Below are 25,885 nucleotides of genomic sequence, written 5' to 3'. Positions count from 1 at the left end.
GCTTCACACTCCACTCATTTTTCGCCTAACCGCCGGTCCCGTTCCGCATGAAGCCTGCCCTGAAGTCGACGCCCGCACTGCGCATTACACTCGTCTGTAACACCGCGTGGGCAATCTATACGTATCGGCAAGGGCTGATCCGCATGCTGGTCGGACGCGGTGTCGACGTGACGGTGCTCGCGCCGCGCGACCGCACGTTCGAGCTGCTCACCGCGATGGGTTGCCGCTGCATCGAATTGCCGGTTGCCTCGAAAGGCACGAGTCCGCGCGACGACCTTCACACGCTGTACTCGCTGTACCGTCAATATCGGGCAATCCGTCCGCATGTCGTGTTTCACTACACGATCAAGCCGAATATTTACGGCTCGATCGCGGCGAAGCTGGCGGGCGTGCAGTCGGTGGCGGTCACGACGGGGCTCGGCTACGTGTTCATCCAGCAGAGCCGCGCCGCAGAGGTCGCGAAAAAACTGTATCGTTTTGCGTTCCGTTTCCCGCGCGAGGTCTGGTTTCTGAATCGCGACGATCAGGCGGCGTTTGTCGACGGAAATTTGTTGGTGCATCCTGAGCGTGCGCGTCTGTTGCACGGCGAGGGTGTCGATCTCGAACAGTTCGCGTTCACGCCGCTGCCCGAGCGCGCTGATTTCCGCTTCGTGCTGATCGGGCGGCTCTTGTGGGACAAGGGCGTCGGCGAATACGTGGAAGCGGCGCGGCGGCTGCGCGAACGTTACCCGCATGCGCGCTTCCAGTTGCTCGGGCCGGTCGGCGTCGACAACCCCAGCGCCATCACGCGCGACGAAGTGGCCGCGTGGGAACGCGAAGGTGTCATCGACTATCTTGGCGAGGCGCACGACGTGCGGCCTTTTATCGCCGATGCCGACTGCATCGTGCTGCCGTCGTATCGTGAAGGCGTGCCGCGTACGCTGATGGAAGCGTCGGCGATGGGCCGTCCGATTGTCACGACCGACGTGCCCGGCTGCCGCGAGGTGGTGGCCGAAGGCGTCAACGGATTGCTGTGTGAAGTGCGCAACGCGGAGAGTCTTGCTTCGCGTCTTGCGCAAATGCTCGACATGAGCGGCGCCGAGCGCCGTGCAATGGCAGAACGCGGCCGACAGAAAGTCGCGGAAGAATTCGACGAACGGGTCGTCGTCGAAACGTATAAAGACCTGGTGCAGAAAATGACGGGCGTTTTACTTTAACGGAGCAAACAGCATGACCACGAAGGGCACGATTCTGGTAACGGGTGGCGCGGGTTTCATCGGCTCGCACACCTGTGTCGAATTGCTCAACGGCGGCTATGACGTCGTGGTAATCGACAATCTCGTGAACAGTAACCGCGAATCGCTGCGGCGCGTGGAACAGATCACCGGCCGCGCCGTGACCTTCTACCAAGAAGATGCACGCGACGAAGCCGCGCTCAACCGCATTTTCGACGCGCACCCGATCACCGGCGCGATTCACTTCGCCGCGTTGAAGGCGGTCGGCGAGTCGGTCGCAAAGCCGATCGAGTACTACAGCAACAACGTCGGCAGCCTGCTGGCGCTGCTCGGCGTAATGCGCGATCGCAACGTGAAGCAGTTCGTGTTCAGTTCGTCGGCAACGGTCTATGGCGTGCCGAAAAGCTCGCCGATCGACGAATCGTTCCCGCTGTCGGCCACCAATCCGTACGGGCAGTCGAAGCTGATCGCCGAGCAGGTGTTGCGCGATCTGGAACTCGCCGATCCGTCGTGGCGAATCGCCACGCTGCGCTACTTCAATCCAGTCGGCGCGCACGAGAGCGGTTTGATCGGCGAAGATCCGGCGGGCATTCCGAACAACCTGATGCCGTATGTCGCACAGGTGGCGGTCGGCAAGCTTGAAAAGCTGCGCGTGTTCGGCGGCGATTATGAAACGCCCGACGGCACCGGCGTGCGCGACTACATCCACGTGGTCGATCTGGCGCGCGGGCACCTTGCCGCGCTCGACGCGCTGGTCAAACGCGATGCGAGCTTCGTGGTGAATCTCGGCACGGGTCAGGGCTACAGCGTGCTGGATGTCGTGCGTTCGTTCGAGAAGGCGTCGGGCAAGCCGGTGCCTTACGAGATCGTGGCGCGCCGTCCGGGTGATGTCGCGTCGTGTTTCGCCGATCCGGCGGCCGCGGAGAAGATCATTGGCTGGCGTGCGCAGTACGGCATCGAGCGGATGTGCGCGGATCACTGGCGCTGGCAGTCGAGCAATCCGCGCGGCTTTGCGTGATTGGCTGAAAAGGCACGGGCACTGGAGCGCACGCTGAGTGCGCTCCAGTGCCCGGTGCTGTCACGACGGTTTTACTTCACCGCCTCACGCGGATAAAAATACAGGCCCGCGACGTTCGCGGCGCTGACCAATCCCTCTTTCGGCACCGCCGACACCAGAAAGCGACCGCTGGCATTGCGGATCTGATCCGGCGTGCAACGCGCGGCCTTCGTGAACAGAAGCTGCCAGTTATCCGCGATACAGAACGGCGTGCTGCCTTGGCGTCGCGCATACGCTTCCACACCGACCAGCGTCGGCCACAGCCTCTCCCATTGCGCCGAGCCGTCGAGATCGAAGACGAGCCTGTTTGCTCCGCCTGCCAGCTTGTTGATGGCTGCGTACGCGGCGGGAATTTGCGGCTCGTCGTATTGCGCGACGTTTTCGGGAATCTGATGAATGCGCAGCGCGGTGAACGCACACGCGAGAACGCAGACGACCGCCGCGACGCGCGTGTTCGCGACCGTCACGTTGTCCACCAGGCGCTTGAGCAACAACGTCAGCGCGAGCGCGGGAATCGCGTAATAAAAAATGCCGACGTAAGTCAGAGATAGATCGTCGACGCCGAATACGGCATAGAAGAGGAAGCCGGCTGTCGCGCTCGCCAGTGCCAGCGCCAAGGCCCGCTCGGGGGCGACGCGGCCTTCGCTGTCTCGCGCGGGATTGTTCGTGACCAGCACCGCGCAAACCACCGCGCCGAACAGGATGCCAAACAGGCCGTTATTCCAGAAGAGGCCCGCAAAGCGCGCGGCATCTGCGGGGCGGTTTGCATGATGCGCATGCGCGAACGTGGCGTAATCGGCGACCGGGCCAGGAAAGTGCAGAACCGTCTGGATGGCAAGCGGCAAAAGAAACAACGCCACGATCGCCACCGAGACGGCGACGATCCGCCAGTTCCGCGTGAGATAGGCGCGGCTCAGTACCCATGTGCCTTGCGCATTCGCCTTCGTCCCCAACAACGCATTCGCGATGAGCGCACAGACAAGCATCACCGCCGTCACGCCGACAAACGATACATGTCCGTTCAACAGGAAGCCGAGACTCACGGCGAGCAGCACGAGGCCATCCGCGCGCCCCATGATCAACGAAGCGACCGCCACGGTGAAAGCGGCAAACGCGAAGTAGTACATATGCGGAAACCACGGTCCCGCGAATGCCTGGAAATTGAGGTAGCCGGTGACGCCGGCAAACAGCGCGGTCGTGATCACAGCGCTCGCGAGCGAGCCTTGCATCCGCCGTAACAGCGTGCCGATGGCAACGATCCAGAAGCCGGAAAGCAGCGCCACCGCATAAATCTGACCGGCAAATGGCGAGACGGTCAAATGGGTCAGATCGAAAAATATCGACTCCCCGGCCGCCAGCACATACAGAAGCGCGGGACCGGGATGATTGAAGCCGACCCGCGAATAGTGGCCGACGAGAAGGTGCAGATGCCGCGCATCCTGCACCAGCAACGAGTTGGCTGCGAAATCCCCAATCTCGTGAAGCGGGACCGACGCATAAGTCCGCCCGAACACGATGATGAACAGCGCGATGCAAAGCACCGGGGCGCAAAAAGCCAGCCACTTTTTCAGCATGGACCACCTGTTTTCGTTTCTTATCGCACCTCGCTGTGATGCGGCGCCGGTGTATCGGCGGCGAGCGAAGGCGGCTATGGAAAACAGGATTCTAAAGTAGCGGTGAGTGCGAACCGGGTGGGGATTGTGCTGAACGCGCGGTGACGACGTTGCGTTTGAGTCGCGTGCAGGTCGCGTTCGGCCCGCCAGCCTCTAGCCGGCTGCGCGGGCGAAATTGGGCAAACGCGGGCAAACGTGGCCAAACGCGGCCCATGTCATGGATGCGCCGCCGCAGCGGCGCAGCTTCTCAATGGCCCGTTCAGGCCACCATCGCATCGCTTGCATCGAGCTGGAACACCGACACCGCATCGCGCAGTGCAACCGCATGCTCTTCCAGCGTCTTCGCGGCCGCAGCAGCCTGCTCCACCAACGCCGCGTTGTGCTGTGTCACCTCGTCGATCTGCGAGACGGCCTTGTTGACCTGTTCGATGCCGTCGCTCTGCTCCAGTGCCGATGCCTCGATTTCGCTCATCACGCCGGTCACGCGTTCGACCGCGCTCATCGCTTCGTGAATCGTCTTCTGCGCGGCGGATACGAGCGACGCGCCCTCTTCGACCTTCGACGCCGATTCGCCGATCAGCTCCTTGATCTCCTTGGCCGCCGCGCCCGAACGCTGTGCGAGGCTGCGCACTTCCGACGCCACTACCGCGAAACCACGCCCCTGCTCGCCAGCGCGCGCGGCTTCGACCGCCGCGTTCAGCGCGAGAATGTTGGTCTGAAACGCGATCCCCTCGATCATGCCGATGATCTCCGTCACCTTGCGCGACGATTCGCTGATCCGGTCCATCGTTTCGGTCACGCGCGACACCACCGTGCCGCCGCGCGTCACCGTGTCCAGCGCACCGTGCGCGAGACGGTTGGCCTGCTTCGCGTTGTCCGCGTTCTGCTTCACCGTCGCCGACAGTTGCTCCATGCTCGCCGCCGTCTGCTGAAGCGCCGCCGCCTGCTGCTCGGTACGCGCGGACAGGTCCGCATTGCCCGCCGCGATTTCGTTCGCGCCCTGGGTAATCGCGCTCGTGCTGCCGCGCACCTTCGCGACCGTCTGGACGAGGCCGTCGCGCATCGTCGTCAGCGCGCCGAGCAACTGGCCCATTTCGTTACGCGATTTGACCTTGATCGTGCTCGTCAGATCGCCCGACGCGATCCGCTCGAAATGCTTGACGGTCGCGTTGACCGGCTTGATCAGCGCGGCCGACAACGCGATCCGTGCCACCACGCCAATCACGAGCGCGATCACGCCGACCACCGCGAACAGCAGCGTCGCGAACTGGAAGTGACCCGCAGCGGTGATGGACTGCTGATGCTGTGTGTCGATCTGCGCGCGTTCGAGTGCGCCGATGGCTTTCGCATAGGTCGCGTAGAAGCTGTTCGCCGTATCACCCTGAATATTGCGGAATGTATTGAAGTCGAAATCGGTGAGCGCCTTGAACTCCGGCTCGATCGCCTTATCGACGAGTGCCGAGCGGGCTTGCTCGACGCTTTGCGCGAGCTTGCGTTCTTCGTCGCTGGCAAACGGGCCGGCCATGTAGTTGCGGAAATCGTTGTTCGATTCGACCAGCACCTTGTGCGCGGCCGGCAACAGGTCGTCGGTCTGCTTGCCGACGCTGAACAGCGTCTGATACGTGCCCAGCGCAAGCTGCACCTGCAACAGCTTCTCGGAACTCGCCTTCAGATGCGAGAGCGCGGCGGCATTGCGCTGCGTGGCATCGAGGCTGCCATTGGCAAGCTTGAGCGCACCGTAACCGACGCCGATCACGGTTAGAAGGAACGCGACGAAAACGCTGATGACCAGCGTCAATCCGCCACGAATGGTGATGTTGTTAAGCATGGGGTCTCTCTCTCCGGAACGTCTTATAGAACTGCGGCAAAGCAGCGGCCGTGTGCGTACCTGGTCTTGTTGTGCATAACTTACACTTCGCCGCATCCAGATTAACGACCTCGCCGGACTCCGCCTGCATAGGTGAAATCCATAACTGGCGCGGCTTTTCAGGCAGTTCCAGCTTCACTATCTGGGATATCCCGCGCATTCGATGGCGCGCGCTGCAACTCGCCGCTTTCTGGGCGTCAGCGGTTTCGTTTGTATAATTCGGCGTCTTCGCTCAGGCCCACTTTCATGCTTAGTTTTGCGCTCGGCTTTCTCGTTTCACTGCTGATCACGCTGTTGATCGTGCGCTATGCGCATCTGCATGAAAAATTCTCCACCGACACCGATCTGGCCGGCGTCCAGAAATTTCACGTGCATCCGGTGCCGCGTATCGGCGGAACGGGGATTCTGCTCGGGCTGATCGTGTCGGCCGTGCAGTTGCATCACGCGTATCCGGCCGTGTCGGGCGGCATTCTCGGGCTGATCGCGTGCGGCATGCCGGCGTTCGGCTCCGGCCTCGTCGAAGACCTGACCAAGCGCGTGTCGCCGCTCGCGCGTCTCGTCTGCACGATGGCGGCTGCCGCGCTCGCGTTCTGGTTCCTCGATATCGCGGTCACGCGCATCAGCGTGCCGCCGCTCGACTTCCTGCTCTCGTACGCGGCAATCTCGTTCGTGGTCACGGTTCTGGCGGTGGCGGCGCTCGCGAATGCGATCAACATCATCGACGGCTTCAACGGTCTTGCGTCGATGGTCGCGTTCATGATGTTCGCGTCGCTTGCTTACGTGGCGTTCCAGGTGTCCGATCCGATCGTGCTGTCCGCGTCGTTCATGATGATGGGCGCGGTGCTCGGATTCTTCATCTGGAATTTCCCGGCGGGGCTGATCTTTCTCGGCGACGGCGGCGCGTACTTCATCGGCTTCATGCTCGCCGAGCTGTCGATCATGCTGGTGATGCGCAACCGCGACGTGTCGGCGTGGTATCCGGTGCTGCTGTTCATGTACCCGATCTTCGAGACGTGCTTCTCGATCTACCGCAAAAAATTCATTCGCGGGATGTCGCCGGGCATTCCCGACGGCGTGCATCTGCACATGCTGGTCTACAAGCGGCTGATGCGCTGGGCGGTCGGCACGCGCACCGCGCGCGAACTGACGCGCCGCAACTCGCTGACGTCGCCGTATTTGTGGCTGCTGTGTCTGATCGCAGTCGTGCCGGCGACGTTGTTCTGGCGGCATACGCTGCATCTGTTCTGCTTCGTGGTGGTGTTCGCGGCGACTTATGTGTGGCTTTACATGAGCATCGTGCGCTTCAAGTCCCCACGGTGGATGGTGGTGCGGAAGACGAAGCGGTAATTATCATAGGATTCGCGGACAGCCCGCGGCATGCTCTTTACGACAAACTATCTCCGATAGCCTTCATATTTTCACGCTGAACGCATCGGTGGCGGGGCGGCCACCATCTGGCGCATGAGGTGCGCGCTCTCTGAAAATTGCTGTCGAGGTGCACGAGCCCGACGTCCTACACATGCCGTCTCAGGTGCGGATACTTGAAACGGCAACTCAGCACGACGCCTCCATGGAACTTCGCACATCAATGCCGGACCTTGATCGATGCGGTGTCCTCGATCCTGCCGTGATCATCCGTCTTTTGCGTACGGTGACGCGAATCAATCCGGCATTGCATTGGCATCCTGTCAAGCTGACGCGCTCGCGGCTTTACAAGCGTCCGGCAACACAGCCTTGCGCTGCTGCGAAATGCGGTGCCGCTGCCTGCCACCTGGGCTTCATACCGCAAAGCATGACGGGCGATTATTAATCGCATCGAGCGGAGACGCGGCTCAGTTACGTCCATCACGTCTGCCTGAAAACTGACATGCTCCAGATCCGCAAGCGGGTCGCGGCTCGCCGATGTCAGGGTGCCAGAGCACTCGATTTCTGCGCGGGTGACACAGGCAGACGACTTCCAGTCGCGGAGATCACCGATGTTTGTGTCAACGTGTCTTCTGGATAAATCAAGTTTGTGAACGTGACTCGTCCATCGTTGACGAACAGTTCCACCGAGTTCCGATCCAACAGTGCCTGAATCGTCAGATGACCGTTTTGGGGGACGACATGTGCGCTTTGTGGGCTGTCGTCAGTCTTGAACCTGTAGCCCGCGTAGTTACGCCGGTCAACGGAAATCTCTGACTTCGTGACGTCGTACGCTATCGATACCTGTTGCTGACCGGTCTTGAAAAGCTCGAACTCAAGCTTGTTGCTGCCCGGAGTGATTTTGAAGTCAACGTTAATTTGAGCAACGGTCCCAGTCGTGATGGATTGGGATTTATGACTGTCATCGATCCTGACATCGATTTTGTGTGAATTGAGCCTCTTCTGCACAGACGGGACTGGTCGTTGCGCGAGGTAGTACCCTGATCCATCGTACTGAAGCGACAACTCTCGGGGAACGGTCATTGATCCGCGATATCGGGTTGTCGGAAGTGTCTTCGCGTAGCTCCAGTTCGCCATCCATCCGAGAGCGATACGGTGTTTGAGGTCGCTTCGAGATGGAGTCCAGGTACGGCCTGCGTAATAGTCGCTTCCGTAGTCGAGCCACTTGACGTCGGATGGTAGCGCCGAATTTTTAAATGTCTTTCCGTCGAAGTCGCCCACGAAATATCGAGTCCCGAACGACCCGGTGGGTGCGCCATGTTGCACACTGACGACAAGTACCCATTTGGTTTCCGTTTTCCCATCGTGAGTGACTTGAAGCGGAAACAAATCGGGACACTCCCACGGAACGCCGACGCCCACTTCGGCCTTTCCAAAGTCTCCGACTTCTGCCCAGTGCTTCAAATCCGGCGAATTGTAGAAACAAACGCGATCGCCGCATGAGATAACCATAACCCATTTGTTCGCGGCGCCAAACCAGAACACTTGCGGGTCCCGGAATGTCTCCGTGTTGTTATAAGGAAGTACAGGATTCCCTGCGTATTTCTTCCAGACGGTTCCGTTGTCTACGCTGTAGGCAATTGCCTGCCGTTGGCCGCTGCCCGGTCCGAAAGTATCAGCCTCTGTGTAGACAGCAACCATGGGAGGTCGTTGTTTGGAACCCAGCCCACTTGTGTTGTCGCGATCCAGCACAACACTCCCGGAGAAGATCATCCCCTGGACCTCACTCGTGCCGATTTTCTTATCCGGGTAAAGGGCGATTGGCATTTGATGCCAATGAACCAGATCAGTACTCGTGGCGTGTCCCCAATGCATAGGGCCCCATTCGGTGCTGCTCTTAAATCTACCGTCCTTTAGCGCCCAGCCACCGTCATAGAATTGATAGAAGAGGTGATAGACACCGCCGCTTTCAATAAGGCCGTTGGGGTCGTTTATCCACCCGCTGTGAGGGGTGAAGTGATAGTCAGGTCGATCTTGGGCGGCCGGAGTAATACTGGAGAAAAGGCTTAGACCAAGGAACGCGATTGCTAGCAGTTTTTTCATGCGACGTCTTCTTGCTGACGCGACGCGTCACTATCAGGGTGTATTTGGCGTCGCGATCATAGCAGATGTCGATTTTTACTATCCGCACCCTGACGCCCGGCTCCTCTGTCGTGCTGATCAGAAGTCTTCGCTGGCTCATCACCTGAGCAGAATTCTTGTCGCCCCATTGAACTGAGCACCTATCTCAGTGTTTTTTCACCGGGAAAGACGCTCCGTTAGCGCCGTGTCAAAAAGTTGCGAAGCCGTGGCGGTCAACTGTGAAACCGGGAACGAAAAACGGTGCCAAAACGCGCGAGACGCGACACACAACTGGCTGGACATTTTCAAAAAACCGCTGCCGCGCGATTGAGCTTCCCAAACCGCGAACTATCCGAGATCCATCGATAAATTGTTTCGGAAGTGAGGCCGTGACACAAACGTATAGAAGCTCGGTTCATGCTGTCCGTCAGCTCCTCGTCACAATCGTTTAAGTACCGACAATCAGAAGAGATCCGCCCTTCAAATTGAGGATTACCGAGAGATGCATTGCCAAACCGTTAAAACTACAAAAGGCAATAAGAGCACATTGAAGGCACGGTAGCTGGAAAAAATTACTTCATCGCGCGCGGAAATGCGAAATAGCAAGCGCCGCAATGGCCGGGCTACACACCTCTTTGCTCGGGTTATACAATTGTTCGACAACTGCGCGCGTTGCACGCGCCATCTGCAGGGCGTCATCAAAAATATCGGTCGGGCTTGGCACTCAGAAATTTTCGGGCAAAAAAATGTCCTTTAATTTTGCTGACTTTACTGCAATCTGCATCTTGATCCTGGCGGTTTTGGCTGGCGTGGAAACGCTATTTGTCAAACAAGAGCTGGCTCTGAAGCGGACCAGACCGATGAAACTTCTATTCGCTGCAGTCGTAACAATGATTGCGGTCGAGTTCTTCACCCAGATCCTTCCAGGCTTCCGCCCGTACGTACGCCTACGCCGATGACTGGATCTACGCGCTTCCTCTTAAATTCACCTCGCTGCACAACTGGATAACGTGGGCTTTCGCGCAACACGTCGACCATCGTATTCCGATCCAGAAACTATCAAATTTTTTTATTCTTCGCGCGGCAGGGTTCGATTTCCGATATCTCGTTGCCGTCAATTACCTGATGGGCGTTGCTACCTCGGCAATGCTTCTATATGTAGCGAAGTCTTACCGCGGCTATCTGCGAGTCGGCGATCTGATTATCCCGTTCGCGCTCCTGCACTACGGCGTCGGATACAGCCTGTGGGGCTTCCAGTTTCAGTTTCTATCCTCAGTGTTTTTCATGACGCTGTTCATCTATTTCTCGTTCCACTACACGCAAAAAGCGAAAAACGGCTTTCTCTCAGGCGCCGCCCTTGCGCTTCTGGCGGCTTCTCTCTGCGGGATGAACGGCGTTCTATTTGCCATCACGGAGAGCATCGGCATGCTCGTGTGGCTGTTCTACCCCAGAACTACGCCGCGAAACGTCCCTGCGATCGCGATGTTCGCGGTCGTTCTTGCGATCGGCGCGCTGATCTGGGTCAAATGGGTGCCGTCAGCTGCTTCTTCAGTCGGCGGAATTAATTCGCGGGTGTTCATCCGGTACATATACAGCTTGGTACCTGCATCTATGGGGGTATTGTCTTTCCAGAACACTTTTTTCGCATTCCTTACCGTCTCACTTCTGTTAACCGGCATGCTTGCGTTCATGGCTCAAAAACTCAAAAGCCGCAGTCTTACACTTGATGATTATGTACTGGCTATTGCCGCACTCGCATCGTTAATGGTCATGATATCCGTAGCGGTGGGGCGGTCAAAAGCTCAGGGAGAATGGAACAACGTACTTGGAATGCACTACGGATTGATGTCCGTGTTTATTCCAGTGTGCTCTTGGTTAATTGTTTCGAAGTGGTTGCCAGATCGTGCGAGTTCACTCGTTGGCATTGCGCTAGCCGCGATGTTCTACATTGCCTTCATCGAAAATGCTCAATGGCGCTATAGCGTGGTAAACAGTGCTGGCGAACACCAGACCCAAATCGTCCAGGCGCTTCAAGCCGGTACTGATGCGAAAGTGTTGGCTGACACCTACGTAAATGACTTCACCATCGACACACCCCAAAACCGCTCTGATGTAGCGAATGGAATCACTGCATTCAGAGCAGACGGCGCGACATTGTATGGCGGCTCTCGCTGAGCAATAGCGATTCTTACGGACGCGTCGATCAGGATTTCCGTTACCTTCAAATCCGGTGGCGCGCGCCCTCGAATCCAGATCTTGTCATTGCCCAAACACCTATCCCGGCGTACCTCACCAATCATCGCCGGGGAATGTCGCTCAGTTCCAGTCTGCTTCGTCGAAAACACGATCCCCGGTCTTCTCACTCCCCCGCTCGAAGCCACTGCTCTTCCGGCGCCCCACCCTCCAACCGGACTACCGCTCTTCAAATCTCCGGTTTTACGCCTCATGATAATGGTGAGCGGTCGTACCTCTGCAAGCCGCCTGCCTGCAAGCAATTCAGCCCTCCGCTAGAGGGACGAGCACCAAGAATTGGGCAGTGACAACAGGCATGTTTCGATACGGACCCAGCGACACCAAGGTGGTATTTGCGCTGCCCAACTTTGGCGTTTGAGTTGGCAATCGTTATCGCGGCGTCAGGAACACGATTGTCTGCATCTTATCCAACAGGAGCCGGTCGGTGCCGACGACCTTCCAATCCCGCCAACGACGCTCGATGAATTCAATCGACAGCGACGCATCGCCGTAAGTGATATCGCCGTCGATCGCTTCCCGGTCATGCGGGAGAAACGCAAGGCCCTTTCGCTCGTGCTCGAGCTTGAGGGCTGCGCTCTTTCGGGCCGCCACGACAGCCGGGTCGCAATCCCAGTAGGCAGCCGGGCGGACTGTGATCGCCATCATGCCGTCGTCGGCAATGTGCTTACGACAGGCGGAAAGCGCTGCGGTCGCCGCTCGCTCGGACAAATGCGTGAAGACAGAAAACGCGTAGATGAGAGAAAACTTTTTGCCCGGAAACGGAAGATCAGTCGGCAGGTAGTCCGATAGCGCGATGTTCGCGCGTACATGATTGCCGTCGCAAGCCTCGAGCGATTTATCCCAAGGATCGCAGCCAAACAAATTCTCGGGTCCCGTCACCGCAAGCATCAACCGAAGCAAGCGTCCCCAGCCGCACCCGTAATCCAACACCGGCTCGCCATTGAGCGGGCGACCGGTATATAAATGGAACCCTTCGCGAACCGAGCGCACGAACGCACGAACGCACAACTTTGCAGCAGAAGAGAAAGGCCAGCATCCCCCGTCCAGTGTCTCTGAACTTCCGGAGTCGCCATACTTGGCAGATACTTCCTCAGTGCCACGTACTTTCTGGGGATATTCATCAGAAGCGCTCCGACCACATCGACCGGAAACGTTCTTAGCGATTCGAATAATGCGGACTCACTAACTTCCGCAGACCTTTCCAACTCTTCGTACCTCTGCCCCAAGAAAATTGTCGAGGTGCATCTGGTTCAGCGCATCTATCCAGGCCTCGTAGGTCGTCGGAATGCTCATGCCTCTCCATCGCGGTTGGTTGCGGTTAAGCCAGTTTAGCGCAGCAATTCCAAAAACTTATTAAATTGTGCAGCGTTAGTCCAATCGCTAAAGCGGGCATTTTTTCGATCGCCCGCCACCACTCACACGCAACGAACCGCACTCGCCAGCTTCACGAAGCGCGTGTTACAGACGCGACGCTGTGCAACGCAGGCGCCGACGAGGGCTGATATTCGGGTACCCAACGACGAAGGTCGCGGCGCACCTCCTCGTCGGTCGGAACACGATGCTGCATCAACCATGGCAGCAGATTGTCGATAAAGCTTTCGGGAATTTCGCGCGCTTTCGCAATCCGCAGTTTGGGATGTGGCGTGCGCGTGGTCGCTTCATCGTCGGCCAGCAACTCTTCATACAGCTTTTCGCCGGGGCGCAAACCGGTGAATACGACGCGAATCTGTTCTTCGGAAAATCCGTATAGCCGGATCAGGTCATGTGCGAGATCGGCGATACGCACAGGCTTGCCCATGTCGAGGATGAAGATCTCACCGCCGTGTCCCATGCTCGATGCCTGCAGCACAAGCTGCGAGGCTTCTGGAATGGTCATGAAGAAACGGGTAATTTCCGGGTGCGTCACGGTCACTGGACCGCCGCGTGCAATTTGCTCCTGAAACTTCGGAATGACGCTGCCGGCACTGCCAAGTACATTGCCGAAGCGTACCGTTTCGAACTGCGTACGCCCGCCGCTCTGCTGAAGCGCGGAACAGGCCATTTCCGCCAGACGCTTGCTGGCTCCCATCACGTTGGTAGGATTGACAGCCTTGTCCGTCGAAATCAGCACGAAATGAGCGACGTCGTGTCGAATTGCGGCGCGCGCCACGCGATACGTGCCAAGCACGTTATTGCGCACCGCCTGCCAGGTATTGATCTGCTCCATCAAAGGCACATGCTTATAGGCCGCAGCATGAAATACGATGTGCGGACAGTAGCGGCTCAAAACCTGGTCGAGCAACAACGAATCCTTAGCATCTCCAATGATCGGTACGACCGACACTTCTGGGAATTTGTCGCGCAGTTCTTCGTTCAGCTTGTAGATGGAAAATTCGGAGATGTCGAACGCCACCAGTTGCACCGGCCCGAAGCGCAGAATCTGCCGGCACAATTCGGAGCCGATCGAACCGCCCGCGCCAGTCACCATGACTACGCGTTTTTTCAGCAGCGCTTCGACGTGGTCCGTGTCGACCGTCACCGGATCGCGGCCCAGCAGGTCTTCGAGATCGATCTGACGAACCCGCGACAGAAACGCCTGGCCTTGTGTGAGCGGCGTGAGCGCCGGCAGCGTCATCGCGCGGACACCCGCGCGCACGCACAGCGTGGCGATGCGCCGGTGCGTTTCGACCGACGCCGAAGGCACCGCGATGATCACATGTTCGACTTTGAGTTCGGCGGTGATTTTCTGCAGATCGTTGATCGCACCGAGCACCCGGTAGCCGTAGATCTCGCGGCCCTGTTTGACCGGATCGTCGTCGAGCAGACCGGCCAGGCGCCATTCGCCCGAGCGCTTCAATTCGCGCACGAGATTCGCGCCGGCATTGCCTGCGCCGAGCACGAGTACGGGCTTGCCTTGTCCGACGAGACCGCCGTAGCGGTAGAACTCCTTGGCAGCGCGATACAGCGCACGCGAGCCGCCCATCGCGAGAAACAGCAGCATGGGTGAGACGATCAGCACCGAGCGAGGTACGACGGGGGCGGGCTGCAGCAGCGCCGAGCCGATCATCACCACCAGCGCACCGACGCCGATCGCCTTCGCGATACGCACGAGATCGGGCAGGCTCGCAAAGACCCACATGCCCCGATAAAGGCCGTAACTGCGGAACATCACGGCGTAGATCAGCATCACCCACACGAGTGCATGCAGACCGCTAGCCCAGAACAGACTCGGCACGGGACCGTTGAAACGGATCACGTAGGCCAGCATCCAGGTCATGGCCACTGCGCACAGATCGAACGCAAACGCACTGAACGAAAGCCATCGGGCTTTAAATCTTTTCATTGCGCAGAACCTCAGGATTGCCCGGAACGGGAGACATGGCGCCGCCAGTGGCGATCAATGCACAGTCCGGCGACAACGAGCACAGCAGCCCACGCGACGACAACCAGCCATTGATACAGGATCTCAAACTGTAATGCGCTAATAGCAAGCATTATGCCCACTACCATAAACAAATACCAAACCCGTGCCGTCGATGCATGCCCGAAGCCCGACTGCACCAGTCTTTGATAGTAGTGTTCGCGGTGCGCTCGCCAAAATTTTTCGCCGCGCAGCAGGCGTTTGAGGAGCGTGACCGACGCATCGCCGATGAACGGCGCGAAGCTGATCGCCGGAAACCACACGGGCCAGACGCCCTCGCGCCAGCCCAGATAGCCGAGCGCGCCAGCGAGAAAGCCGAGCGGGATCGAACCGGCATCGCCGAGAAAGACACGCGCCGGGTGGAAATTAAACAGAAGAAAGCCCGCTGCGGCTCCGGCGACAATCGTGCTGGCCAGCGCAAGCGGCAAATCCGGATGAGACGACACGCAGGCGGCAATCGCGTAGCCGCCGAAGCCGAACAGCGCCATGCCACCGGCAAGGCCGTCCGAGCCGTCCATGAAATTGTACAAATTGACCAGCCAGACAAGTAAAACCGCCATGGCGGCCAGCGCCCACCACGGCACATTGGCCGGATAGACGGCGATCAGCGCCGCCACCGCCGCCGCATGTCCGCCGAAGCGCACGCGCGCGGGCAAGCCGCGACGGTCGTCGATCTGCGATAACGCGGCCAGCAGCGCGGCAGCCAGCGCGGGCAGCCACAGCGCCGGGGCCATCAGCCAGATCAGGATCGCAGAAGCCGGCACGATCCCCCAGCCGCCGACGCGCGGGGTAGGCCGGGTATGCAGCGAGCGGTCGTTGGGGATGTCGGTGGCGAGGCGCCACGCAAGACCGCTGCGGAGCAGCGCCCACAGAATCGCCGCGCACGCGACCAGCGCGACAGCGCCCCACAGGAGCAGATGAACAGCGGGATAGGCAAGGAGTGACGCAATCGGCATCGATGGCAGTTTCTGTGCGGTTCAGTGAGAGATCAATGGCGTCAATGCGTGGAACGATACCAGGCGGCGGTCTCGAGCAGGCCATGTTCGACCGTATGAGGCGGATACCAGCCAAGACATTCGCATAGATGGGACGAATCGAGGCGCAACTCGCCGATCAGGCGGTCGACTTGCGCCGAACGGCCGGTCACGCGGCCAGCGAGGCGCAGCATGCCCACCGGCACGGGGATCAGGCGCGCGGGCACATGCAGCTGCCGGGCTAGCGCTCGCGCCAGTTCGGCGACGCTCAGGTCGCGGCCGTCGGTCACGTGGAAGGTCTGGCCGACGGCGCGCGGGTCGGTGGTGCAATGCACCAGCGCGTCCGCGAGGTTATCGACGAAGACGAGACTGCGGCGCGCCGAAATCGCGCCGAGCGGCAGCGGCACGCCTTTGGCAATGGCGCTCATCAGTTGCAGAAAGTTGGCGCGCACGCCCGGCCCGTAGACCAGAGGCGGCCGGACGATCACGATCTCCAGCCCCGACTCGCGGCCGTAGGCGAGCAACGCGCGCTCGGCTTCAAGCTTGGAAATTCCATAGGGATCGGTCGGCCCGGCCACATCCGTTTCCTTGATGGGCGCGCCCGCGCTGCTTTCGCCCACCGCCTTGATGCTGCTCACGAAAACGAACCGGCGCGCGCCAACCCGGCGGGCCGCAGCGGCGACTCGCAATGCACCTTCGACATTGGTGCCGCGATAGGCCGCGAGCGGGTCGGCCGAGGTGTCATTCATCAGGTGAACACGGGCCGCGCAGTGGATCACCGCGTCGCATTGCATGGCGACCGGCCAGCGTTGTTCGATGCCCTTGAAGTCGTCGACGTCGAGCAGCCATTCGCGCACGCCGTCAGCGGCGGTTTGCGCATGGCGCACAGCGCCGACCACGCTGTCGCCGCGCTGCAGCAAAACCCTCGACACCGCCCTGCCGACGAAGCCGTTCGCACCCGTGACCAGCACGCGCAGGGTCATGAACGCACTCCGGCGAGGCTTGCGGCCAGGCGCGCACCTGCTTTCCGGGACGCGAAGAACGAGCACGCGCCGTCAGAACTTTCCCTGCCTGAACGTGACAGGAAAGGCGGATGAGACACGATACAATCTGGCATCGACGGTGCTTTTCAGGAAGTATGACGGGGAACCTATTGTATGCGGGGCGCTTCCACTACGGCCCACTACCCGTTATGGTTAGGCGCTAGAATAGTTTGGCGTCTAGCAGAACGAAAGCGGAACTCAAAGCGCGGCAGCGGCCTCGGGCCGTGATGATAAAACGGACGGGCGTCGCTGGCGCGCAGTCCGTACACTTCGTAACATTTCAAACATATTCGCGCATGTGGAACTCGCGGTTTCGATCCGACGTGCTCGACAACAGCACACGCCTGTCCGGCCCTGAACGGCGCAAGCCCCTCGCGGTCCGCGCTCGGGCAAGCCGGCCTGACCGCGCGACGCCCGCCGCGCCCCTTCGGGGTCGGATCCCGGGCGAATCTCCCGAAACCTGGTGGTCCCGGCGCGCTTGCGCCTCTCATGGTTTGCCGTCCCGCATAGTTTGAGCCGGTCGGTTGGCGCCGTCGGCGGCGTCATCCCTAAGCGGCGCGCAACGAAAGACGCGTTGATCTGAAGAAAAGAAACGTTTGAGCAATGAGAGCCCACACCCATGAAAGTGCTGTTCGCCACCTACCCCATGGCCTTCCACACCCCCGGCGGTGGAGAAATCCAGCTGCTTGCCTATCGCAAGCATCTGCCCGCGCATGGCGTGGACGTCACACTGTTCGATCAGTGGAATCCACGATTCCTCGAACACGACGTGGTTCACTTCTTTTCCTGCGTCGGCGGCTCGGTGCACTTCTGTAACTTTGTTAAACAGTTAGGCTTGCCGCTGGTCGTTTCGTCTAGTCTCTGGGTGACGGAGGAAACGAAGCACCTTTATCCGATCGGCGAGATCCACCATCAGTTCTCGCTGGCCGACCGGGTGGTGGCGAATTCGGAGATCGAGTGCGACACGCTCGCGCGCATCTTCGACCTGCCGCGCGCGAAGTTCGTCAGCGTGCTCAACGGCGTCGAACAGAGCTTTTATGAACCAGTCGCGCCCGAACTGTTCCGCGACGAATCCGGCATTCAGGATCGCTTCGTCCTCAACGTAGGCAATATCGAGCCGCGCAAGAACCAGCTGGCGCTGATCCGGGCAATGAAGTGGTTCCCCGGGCTCAAGCTCGTGCTGATCGGCCATCAACGCGACCCGGAATACGCGCAGGCGTGTTTCGCCGAAGGCGGCGACCAGTTGATCTACGCGGGAACGCTCGCGCACGACTCGCTGGCGCTTCGTTCCGCCTACGCAGCCTGCGAAGCGTTCGTTCTGCCCAGCACGCTCGAAACACCGGGCCTTGCCGCGCTCGAAGCGCATGCGGCCGGCGCGCGCATCGCGGTAACGAAAGTTGGCTCTACCGAAGAATATTTCGCGCAGCATGTTGCCTACCTGGACCCGTTTGACGTCGACAGCATTGTTCAGTCGATTCGCGACGCCCTCGCACAACCGCGTGCCGCGTCCGCAGGCACGTCGGCGAGCACGGCACGCGACCTCACATGGCAATCCGTTCTGTCACCTCTGAAAGACCTCTACGATGCCCTGCTGACAAAATGACCTTCGATCTTCGCCCTCTGAATAACGTCGAGCCTTCATCGAATCTCGCCTTTATGTGGAAGGCGATGAACAGCGACCCCCAGTTCGAACTGGTGGGTTGGGAGGCGCTGTCCGGCCACGCCGCGCGCATTTCGTTCGAGCTGTCGAAGGAGGACATGCCGGCGTCGCCCTGCATGATCTATTTCGACGCGGGCGCGGGCATGTCCGAGCACACGACCATCGGCCTTGCGGTCGACAGCAGCGGCAAGGTCGATCAGGTGGTGGCGTTCCCGAAACTCGTCGGTCGGTTGAGGCTCGACCCGATCGCGCGCCCGGGCCTGTTCTCGATCAGCAATCTGAAGATCGACGTGCTCGCCGACGGCGAGTGCCCGCCGGAGTTGCTCGAACGCGCGCGCCGCATGGCGGCGTGGCGCGGCGGCGCACAACCGGCGGCCGCCCCCACGGTCGGCCAGAGCTACCAGGAATGGATCGACTCGCACGAACCGCCGGCGTCGCTTTATCCGCAATTGCGCAAGCGCTCGAAAACGTGGCAGCACCAGCCGCTCGTCAGCATTGTCATGCCGACCTTCAACACGCCGGAGAAATGGCTGCACAAGGTGATCGGCTCGGTGATGGACCAGGTCTACGAGAACTGGGAACTCTGCATTGCCGATGACTGCTCGAAAAAAAGCGAAGTCAAGGCCGTGCTGGACAGCTACGTCGCGAAAGACCCGCGCATCAAGGTGGCTTACCGGACCACGAACGGACACATCAGCGAGTCGAGCAACACGGCGCTGGAACTGGCGGCGGGCGAATTCGTCGGCCTGCTCGATCACGACGACGAATTGCACCCGCTCGCGCTCTACTGCGTGGTCGAGGTGATCAACCATCACCCGGATGCGGCGCTGATCTACAGCGACGAAGACAAGATTTCGGAAAAAGGCGAGCGCTCCGCCCCGTACTTCAAGTGCGACTTCAACTATGACCTGTTCCTCGGCCAGAACATGATCTCGCACCTCGGGGTCTACAGGACCTCGGTCATGAGAGAGGTCGGCGGCTTCCGCAAGGGCTTCGAAGGCTCGCAAGACTATGACCTCGCGCTGCGCGTGATCGACCGTGCCGAGCAGCATACGGTCCATCACGTGCCGCGCGCGCTGTATCACTGGCGCATGATTCCCGCGAGCACCGCCGCCGGTCACGACGCCAAGCCCTACGCACATATCGCCGCGCTGCGCGCGCTCGACGAACACTTGCAGCGCAACAACATCCACGCGCACACGGTCCATGCTCCAGGCACCGACGCGTTCAACAAGGTCGTGTACGCGTTGCCGGACGTATTGCCGTCGGTTGAGATCATTATCCCGACGCGCGACTCGGCGGACCTCGTCGAACAATGCGTCGAGTCGATCCGCAAGAAATCGAGCTACCCGAATTTCCGCATCACGATTATCGACAACGGCTCGATCCGGCAGGAAACGCTCGATCTGTTCGCGCGCCTGCAAGACGACGGGCGCATCACGGTCGTGCGCGACGACTCGCCGTTCAATTTTTCAGCGCTGAACAACCGGGTCGCGCTCGTGAGCACCGCCGATTTCGTCTGTCTGCTGAACAACGACATCGAAGTCATCACTGCAGACTGGCTCGAAGAAATGGTTTCGGTGGCGCTGCAGCCCAAGGTCGGCGCGGTGGGCGCGAAGCTGCTGTATCCCGACGACACGATCCAGCACGGCGGGGTCGTGCTGGGTGTCGGCGGCATTGCGAGCCACGCGCACAAGCACTTCCCGAACACCGTGGCGGGCTATTTCGCGCGCGCGCGCCTGCGCAACACGATGAGTGCGGTAACGGCCGCATGCCTGCTGATCCGTCAATCCATCTACAAACAGGTCGGCGGTCTCGACGAGCAACTGCACGTCGCGTATAACGACATCGATTTTTGCCTGCGCGTGCGCCAGGCAGGCTACCGCAACGTATGGACCCCGTATGCGGAGCTTTATCACCATGAGTCGGCCACGCGCGGCGCGGAAGACACGCCCGAGAAAATCGAGCGTTTCAACCGCGAGTCCGAGCTGGTCAGGCAACGTTGGGGCGAGCTGATCATGAACGATCCGTACTACTCGCCTAACCTGACGCTGACCGCCGACGACTTCTCTTTTGCATGGCCTTCGAGGATTGCAGACCTTGGTTAATCTGGTGTTGGAGACGAAAAAAACAGAGTGGCTGGCTGAGTACCGCCACCCGTCGCCGGGCGAGCTTTTCAGCTTGCCAAGCGCGATCTACTTTCTGATGAAATTCAGAGCCGATCTCGCGCGCTTCGACTCGCGCGTGCTCGACGACCGGATCACGCTGTACTTCTGGTGGGAGATGACCGCCCGCGAAACGTACCCGGACTTTTTCTGGGGGTTGCGTCCGCAGGACCTCGAATATCTGCATCAACTGGATAACGAGTCGCTGATCGCGCGGCATCCGCGCGCATTGACCTTCTGGCTCGGTTCCACCGCGCCGAGCGTGCTCGACACGCGGCATCTGACGGAAACGCTGCTCGACATGCAAACAGTGCTCGAAGAGGCCGATTTGCAATTGCCGTGGCTGATCAAGATGATCGTCGGCAGTCGCGACGATCTTTCGCGGGCGTTCGACCTCGGCACGCTGACGGGCTATCTGAACTGCGTCGACTGGTGGGAAGTGCACGGCCAGGAAGCGTGTCCACGCGTGGCATGGATACCGCCCGTCGTGCCGCCGAGGCTGCTGGAGCCGGTCGACGCGGGGGCGTTGCCGTTTCCGCGTTTTCTCGCCCTCATTGCAACCGAGCGGCCCGATCTGCGCAGCGCGTTTGACCTGAATTCATTTATCGGACGCCTCGCCTGCCTGAGCTGGTGGCAAGAGCACGGTTATCGCGAATATACGCGTTTCGTCTGGTCGCCGCCGCCGGTCAGCGGAGCGATGCTCGAGCCGGAGGGTGAGCTCCGTGAAGATCGCCCGTACATTCCGCACTTCATCGCGCTGCTTATTGCCGAGCGGCCCGATCTGCAAAGTGCGTTCGTGCTGGACAGCTTCACCGGACGGTTGGGCTGCCTGTCTTGGTGGCTGGAGCACGGCCAACAGCAGTATCGGGCGATAAAATGGGTGCCGCCGGTCCCGCCGGCGTCGCTGTTCGAGATGGAATGGGCCGCGCGCCCAAACCGGCTGCCCATACCGCGTTTCCTCGGGCTGATCCTGAACGAGCGCGACGACTTGCGTGCCGCCGGCGCCGGGGAAAACTTCATCGGCCGCCTGAATGCCCTGTCCTGGTGGATCGAGCATGGGCAGCAGCAGTATCCGGCTATCCGTTGGGAAGCCACGCCGCTGCCCGCCGATCTTTTCGAAATGGAACCGGGTGAGCGCTGCGAACTGCCGCTCCTGCCCTGCTTCCTGCGTCTGATCTGGGACGAACGCCCTGACCTTCAGGCCGCGTACGACATGAACTGCTTCGGCACGCGCCTCGGCTATCTGCGCTGGTGGGACGAACACGGCAAGCACGACTACCCCGCAATCAAGTGGGTACCGGCGGGTGTGCCCGGACCGCTGTTCGAGATGGACTGGGGCACGCACCCCGACTGGCTGCCCGTGCCGCGTTTTCTTCAGGCGATCCTCGACGAGCGGCCGGATTTGCAGGCGCTTTGTCCGCAAAACAGCTTTATCGGCCGCCTCAACCTTCTGTCGTGGTGGGTCGAACATGGGCAGCCCCAATACCCGACTATCCATTGGGTGACTGCGGCATTGCCTGCCGCCCTCTTCGACACGGAACCCGGCAAGGACGGCAAGCTGCCGCGCCTCCCGCGTTTCCTGACGTTGATCCACAACGAACAACCCGGTCTGCAGGCGGCGTTCGATCTCGACAACTTCAGCGCGCGCGTGAGTTATCTGCAGTGGTGGGAAGATACTGGCCAGAACGCTTATCACGCGGTCAAGTGGTCGGCCAGGAGCCTCGCCGACGAACTGGCCACCCTCGACGACGACCGGCCCGACCACGCGTCGCCACTGCCGCTGTTCCTCACGCTGATCGCGAACGACCGCCCCGATCTGCACGTCGCATTCGACCTCGCGACCGACACCGGCCGTGAAGAACTCGCGAAATGGTGGAACGTGTTCGGCAACCACGAATATCCGCTGCTCGGCAAGCTCAGGGTGCAACGCGAGGACAGCGCCGCAGGATCGAATGTATCCGCGCCGGCCTGCTATCACGCCAATGTCGAACATGGGTACGAGTTCGGCGTGAACGTGATCGGCTTCCCGCAGGGCGTGCTCGGCCTCGGCGAAGACGCTCGGATGGCCGCGCGCGTGTTCCAGCTTACGTCGACTCCGGTCGTGCTGATCACCGCGCCAATGTCCGGACCGGCAAAGCTGGACAACTCCGTCGACCATCTGCTGAGCGACGACCTCAAATACGGCATCAGTCTCATCTGCCTGCCCGCGCCGGAAATGGTGCGACTCGCGCTGGAAGGCGGCCGCAAGCTGATCGACGCGCCCACTCACAAGATCGGCGCATGGCCGTGGGAATTGCCTCACTGGCCCAGCGCGTTCGGCAAGGTGCATGAGATGGTCGACGAGATCTGGGCGCAGAGCAGATTCGTGCAGAGCGTGTACCGGCGACTGGGCGACACGCCGGTGCATCACATGCCAATGGCGGTGGAAGTGCCCGCGCCGCAGAATCCCGAACGTGCGCGTTTCGGGCTGCCGTCCGGCGAGTTCCTGTTCTATCTGATGTTCGACGGCAACTCGTGGCTGAGCCGGAAGAATCCGCTCGCCGGCGTGCGCGCGTTCAAGGAAGCGTTCGGCGAAAGCTCGTCTGGCGTCGGCCTTGTCATCAAGGCGATGAACGTGCGCGACGAAGACCCGGTGTGGCGCGAAGTACTCTCCCTCGCGTCGAACGACAGCCGCATGCACATCGTGTCGGAACGGCTGAGCCGCCAGGACACGATCGACTTCATGGCCTGCTGCGACGCGTACATTTCGCTGCATCGCAGTGAAGGGTTTGGGCGCGTGATCGCTGAAGCCATGGCGCTCGGGCAGCCGGTCGTCGCGACCAACTTCTCCGGCAACGTCGATTTCTGCGATCCGGACACCGCGTTCCTGGTGGACGGCGAACTCGTGCCGCTACGCCCCGGCGACTACCTGTTTTCGGAAGGCCAGTACTGGTGCGATCCGGACGTGTCGATCGCGGCGCAACAACTCAAACGCATGATAGAAGACACACCGGCGCGCAAACAGATCGCGCAAGCAGGCAACGCGCGCATCCAGCGCGATTACTCCGTCGAGGCCGTTGCCCGCGCGTATCAGCGGCGCCTCTCGGAAATTACAGGGGTGCCATCCACATGACATTGCGAATTTGCGCTCCGGATATTTTCTCCGGCGACGCAGTGGGCAACCACTGCCTCGGCATCGCACGAATGGCCGAACGTCTCGGCTGGGAAGTCCAGATCTACGCACGGCATTTCGACGTGGCAAGTCGAGCCATCAACGATATCGAGGCGTTGTACGCCGACCTGCGCGAAGAGGACACGCTGCTCCTGAGCTATTCGATTTTCGATCCGAATCTCGATACACTGCTCGCGCTGCGTTGCCGCAAGGTCTGCTATTTCCACGGCATTACGTCGCCTGAACTGTTACGCGAGTTCGAGCCGCGCACGGCGGACCTCTGCGAACAGGCTATCGGGCAATTGCCCAGGCTCGCAGCGTTCGACACGGTCGTCGCCAATTCGCGCTTTAGCGCGAACTGCCTGCCGGCCGGAGTGAGCACGACGTCGGTCGTGGTCATCCCTCCCGTCTTCGCCGACATGCCTGCGTTCGCCGAAGGGCAAACGCAGGCAGCGTGTGCGAGCCGCGACATCAATCTGCTGATGGTGGGACGCGTGGTGCCGCACAAGCGCATCGAAGACGCGATCGACGTGCTGGCGAATCTGGTCAAGCGCGATATCAACGTATCGCTGTCGGTCGTTGGCAGCGTGCCGAACTACGACTACACGAAATTCCTTCTCAACCGGGCCCGGGCACTCGGCGTGCTGGAGCGTATCGACTTTACCGGCATGGTCGACGACGCGGATCTGTCCGCTGCATTCGACCGAGCCAGCGCGCTGTTGTCGCTGAGCCGGCATGAAGGGTTCTGTGTGCCGGCGCTGGAAGCAATGCATGTCGGCATGCCGGTCTTCGTGCGCGGCGGCACGGCAACCGAGGAGATTTGCCCGCCGGACAGCGTGCTTGCCGCCGAAGCAGACGCCGCCGCCTGGGCCGACGTCATTTGCGCGAGACTCGACGAGCTCGAGAGGACGAATCCGTCGAACAACCGGTATGTAGAGAAAGCCGATGAGATCCTCCAACGTACGAGGGACAGCATCTGGCAAAGCGTTTTGGAAAGAGTACCCAGTGGAGATGTGCATGTCCGGGCTTAAATTCATTCTCACCACGTACAGCACCGCGTTTGCCGTCAGCGGCGGCGGCGAGTCGGAGCTGGTACAGGTGGCGGAAATCCTGAAAGCGTCGGGCGTGCATATCGACATCTACGGAATCGGCAGTCGCCCGCTGAATTTTTACGACGGCGTGATCCATTTTTCCGTCAACTCGGACGGACACGCGATCCTGCGCGAAGCAGCCGTCAGGAACAAGCGCATCTTCCTCTGGCCGAACGTTTGGTGGCTCGGCCCGGTGCCGGCCAGCGAAGTCGAGCGAATCCAGGAAATGACGCGGATCGCGCACAAGCTGCTGTTCAAGTCGCGCGCCGAACTCGAGAATTTCACGCAATACATTCAGGTACCCGAGGACAAAATCGAGGTGTTGCCCACCTGCGTCTCGAACCGCTTCCTCGCGCAGCCCGATCTCGATCTGCTGTCAACCGTGTCGAACAGCACGGAATTCGCACTCGGTCTCGGGTTGATCGAGCCGATCAAGAATCAGCTGCAAACCATCCGCGCGCTGAATGAGATCGGCGTGGACGGTTTGTTCGTCGGAGGCGCGCGCGACGACGACTACTTCCGGCAATGCGTTGCCGAAGCGCATCCCGGCATCACGTTTCTTCCGTTCGTGCAGCCGTGTAGCGCGCTGCTGCGCTCGATCATCGCCAACTGCAGCGTGATGGTCGAACCGAGCATCGACCCGCCCGGCCGGTCGAGCCTGGAGGCCGCGATCATGCAGAAGCCGCTCGTCATGTCGGACGGCGCATGGCAGCGGGAACACTTCGCCAGCGACGTCTGGTACGCGCCGACCGACTCGGTCAGCGAACTGGCCTCGGCAATCAGGCACGCGCTCACCGACGCCGACCGCGACGCGAAAATAGCAGCAACTTACGAACGCGTGATGTCACAACACTCAGCATCCATCATTGGACCTCAGATCGCCGCCCTTCTTGCACGGGAAAGTCTCTGAC

At 60.4% G+C, this 25,885-nt stretch carries 17 protein-coding genes; 10 read left to right on the top strand and 7 right to left on the bottom strand.

All coding sequences use genetic code 11. The features are described 5' to 3' along the window. Positions 1 to 47 precede the first annotated feature (47 nt). The gene (locus BLS41_RS04735) at positions 48 to 1,196 is read left to right on the top strand and encodes a glycosyltransferase family 4 protein (protein ID WP_074763241.1); all 1,149 of its coding nucleotides are present in this window, start codon (positions 48 to 50) and stop codon (positions 1,194 to 1,196) included. A 13-nt stretch (positions 1,197 to 1,209) separates the two neighbouring features. Beyond that, positions 1,210 to 2,232: a UDP-glucose 4-epimerase GalE gene (galE, locus tag BLS41_RS04730; protein WP_074763240.1), complete on the top strand. Its 1,023-nt coding sequence runs from the start codon at positions 1,210 to 1,212 to the stop codon at positions 2,230 to 2,232. Between the two features lie 71 nt (positions 2,233 to 2,303). Here galE and BLS41_RS04725 read toward each other — a convergent pair whose 3' ends face one another. Next, positions 2,304 to 3,845: a hypothetical protein gene (locus BLS41_RS04725; RefSeq protein WP_074763239.1), complete on the bottom strand. Its 1,542-nt coding sequence runs from the start codon at positions 3,843 to 3,845 to the stop codon at positions 2,304 to 2,306. Between the two features lie 298 nt (positions 3,846 to 4,143). Beyond that, positions 4,144 to 5,712: a methyl-accepting chemotaxis protein gene (locus BLS41_RS04720; protein WP_074763238.1), complete on the bottom strand. Its 1,569-nt coding sequence runs from the start codon at positions 5,710 to 5,712 to the stop codon at positions 4,144 to 4,146. A 285-nt stretch (positions 5,713 to 5,997) separates the two neighbouring features. Between BLS41_RS04720 and BLS41_RS04715 the strand changes: the two genes are divergently transcribed. Continuing rightward, positions 5,998 to 7,098: an MraY family glycosyltransferase gene (locus tag BLS41_RS04715; protein WP_074763237.1), complete on the top strand. Its 1,101-nt coding sequence runs from the start codon at positions 5,998 to 6,000 to the stop codon at positions 7,096 to 7,098. A 223-nt stretch (positions 7,099 to 7,321) separates the two neighbouring features. Next, positions 7,322 to 7,561, top strand: coding sequence for a hypothetical protein (locus tag BLS41_RS04710; protein ID WP_143026218.1), 240 nt, complete (start codon positions 7,322 to 7,324; stop codon positions 7,559 to 7,561). Between the two features lie 95 nt (positions 7,562 to 7,656). On the opposite strand, the gene BLS41_RS04705 is transcribed toward BLS41_RS04710, so the two are convergent. Then, positions 7,657 to 9,219, bottom strand: coding sequence for a glycoside hydrolase family 32 protein (locus BLS41_RS04705; protein WP_074763235.1), 1,563 nt, complete (start codon positions 9,217 to 9,219; stop codon positions 7,657 to 7,659). Between the two features lie 912 nt (positions 9,220 to 10,131). Between BLS41_RS04705 and BLS41_RS04695 the strand changes: the two genes are divergently transcribed. Continuing rightward, the gene (locus tag BLS41_RS04695) at positions 10,132 to 11,412 is read left to right on the top strand and encodes a hypothetical protein (RefSeq protein WP_143026217.1); all 1,281 of its coding nucleotides are present in this window, start codon (positions 10,132 to 10,134) and stop codon (positions 11,410 to 11,412) included. 447 nt (positions 11,413 to 11,859) lie between these two features. Here BLS41_RS04695 and BLS41_RS04690 read toward each other — a convergent pair whose 3' ends face one another. From BLS41_RS04690 to BLS41_RS04675, 4 genes are all read right to left on the bottom strand, one after another. Next, positions 11,860 to 12,480, bottom strand: a complete 621-nt coding sequence (locus BLS41_RS04690) for a class I SAM-dependent methyltransferase (protein WP_171910196.1) — start codon at positions 12,478 to 12,480, stop codon at positions 11,860 to 11,862. Between the two features lie 454 nt (positions 12,481 to 12,934). Further along, positions 12,935 to 14,812 (bottom strand): polysaccharide biosynthesis protein, encoded by a 1,878-nt coding sequence (locus BLS41_RS04685; RefSeq protein ID WP_074763231.1) that lies wholly within the window; start codon positions 14,810 to 14,812, stop codon positions 12,935 to 12,937. Between the two features lie 11 nt (positions 14,813 to 14,823). Continuing rightward, positions 14,824 to 15,846, bottom strand: coding sequence for an MraY family glycosyltransferase (locus tag BLS41_RS04680; protein WP_074763230.1), 1,023 nt, complete (start codon positions 15,844 to 15,846; stop codon positions 14,824 to 14,826). Between the two features lie 41 nt (positions 15,847 to 15,887). Beyond that, positions 15,888 to 16,847, bottom strand: a complete 960-nt coding sequence (locus tag BLS41_RS04675; protein WP_074763229.1) for a UDP-glucose 4-epimerase family protein — start codon at positions 16,845 to 16,847, stop codon at positions 15,888 to 15,890. 679 nt (positions 16,848 to 17,526) lie between these two features. Here BLS41_RS04675 and BLS41_RS04670 point away from each other — a divergent pair. The 5 genes from BLS41_RS04670 (at position 17,527) to BLS41_RS04650 (ending at position 25,884) form a co-directional block, all read left to right on the top strand. After that, positions 17,527 to 18,510, top strand: a complete 984-nt coding sequence (locus BLS41_RS04670; protein ID WP_074763228.1) for a glycosyltransferase — start codon at positions 17,527 to 17,529, stop codon at positions 18,508 to 18,510. Next, positions 18,507 to 20,675: a glycosyltransferase family 2 protein gene (locus tag BLS41_RS04665; RefSeq protein ID WP_074763227.1), complete on the top strand. Its 2,169-nt coding sequence runs from the start codon at positions 18,507 to 18,509 to the stop codon at positions 20,673 to 20,675. The genes BLS41_RS04670 and BLS41_RS04665 overlap by 4 nt, the downstream gene beginning before the upstream one ends. 97 nt (positions 20,676 to 20,772) lie before the next feature. Next, the gene (locus BLS41_RS04660) at positions 20,773 to 23,844 is read left to right on the top strand and encodes a glycosyltransferase family 4 protein (protein WP_253189618.1); all 3,072 of its coding nucleotides are present in this window, start codon (positions 20,773 to 20,775) and stop codon (positions 23,842 to 23,844) included. Continuing rightward, entirely contained in the window at positions 23,841 to 24,914 is a 1,074-nt protein-coding gene (locus tag BLS41_RS04655) for a glycosyltransferase family 4 protein (RefSeq protein WP_074763225.1), read from the top strand. Before BLS41_RS04660 ends, BLS41_RS04655 begins: the two co-directional genes overlap by 4 nt. Beyond that, positions 24,901 to 25,884: a glycosyltransferase family 4 protein gene (locus BLS41_RS04650; RefSeq protein WP_074763224.1), complete on the top strand. Its 984-nt coding sequence runs from the start codon at positions 24,901 to 24,903 to the stop codon at positions 25,882 to 25,884. The genes BLS41_RS04655 and BLS41_RS04650 overlap by 14 nt, the downstream gene beginning before the upstream one ends. Position 25,885 lies beyond the last annotated feature (1 nt).

The organism is Paraburkholderia fungorum (genome assembly GCF_900099835.1).
Classification (GTDB): domain Bacteria; phylum Pseudomonadota; class Gammaproteobacteria; order Burkholderiales; family Burkholderiaceae; genus Paraburkholderia; species Paraburkholderia fungorum_A.
Note: the sequence above shows the minus strand (reverse complement) of the source record. Positions and strands in the feature narration are given on the sequence as shown.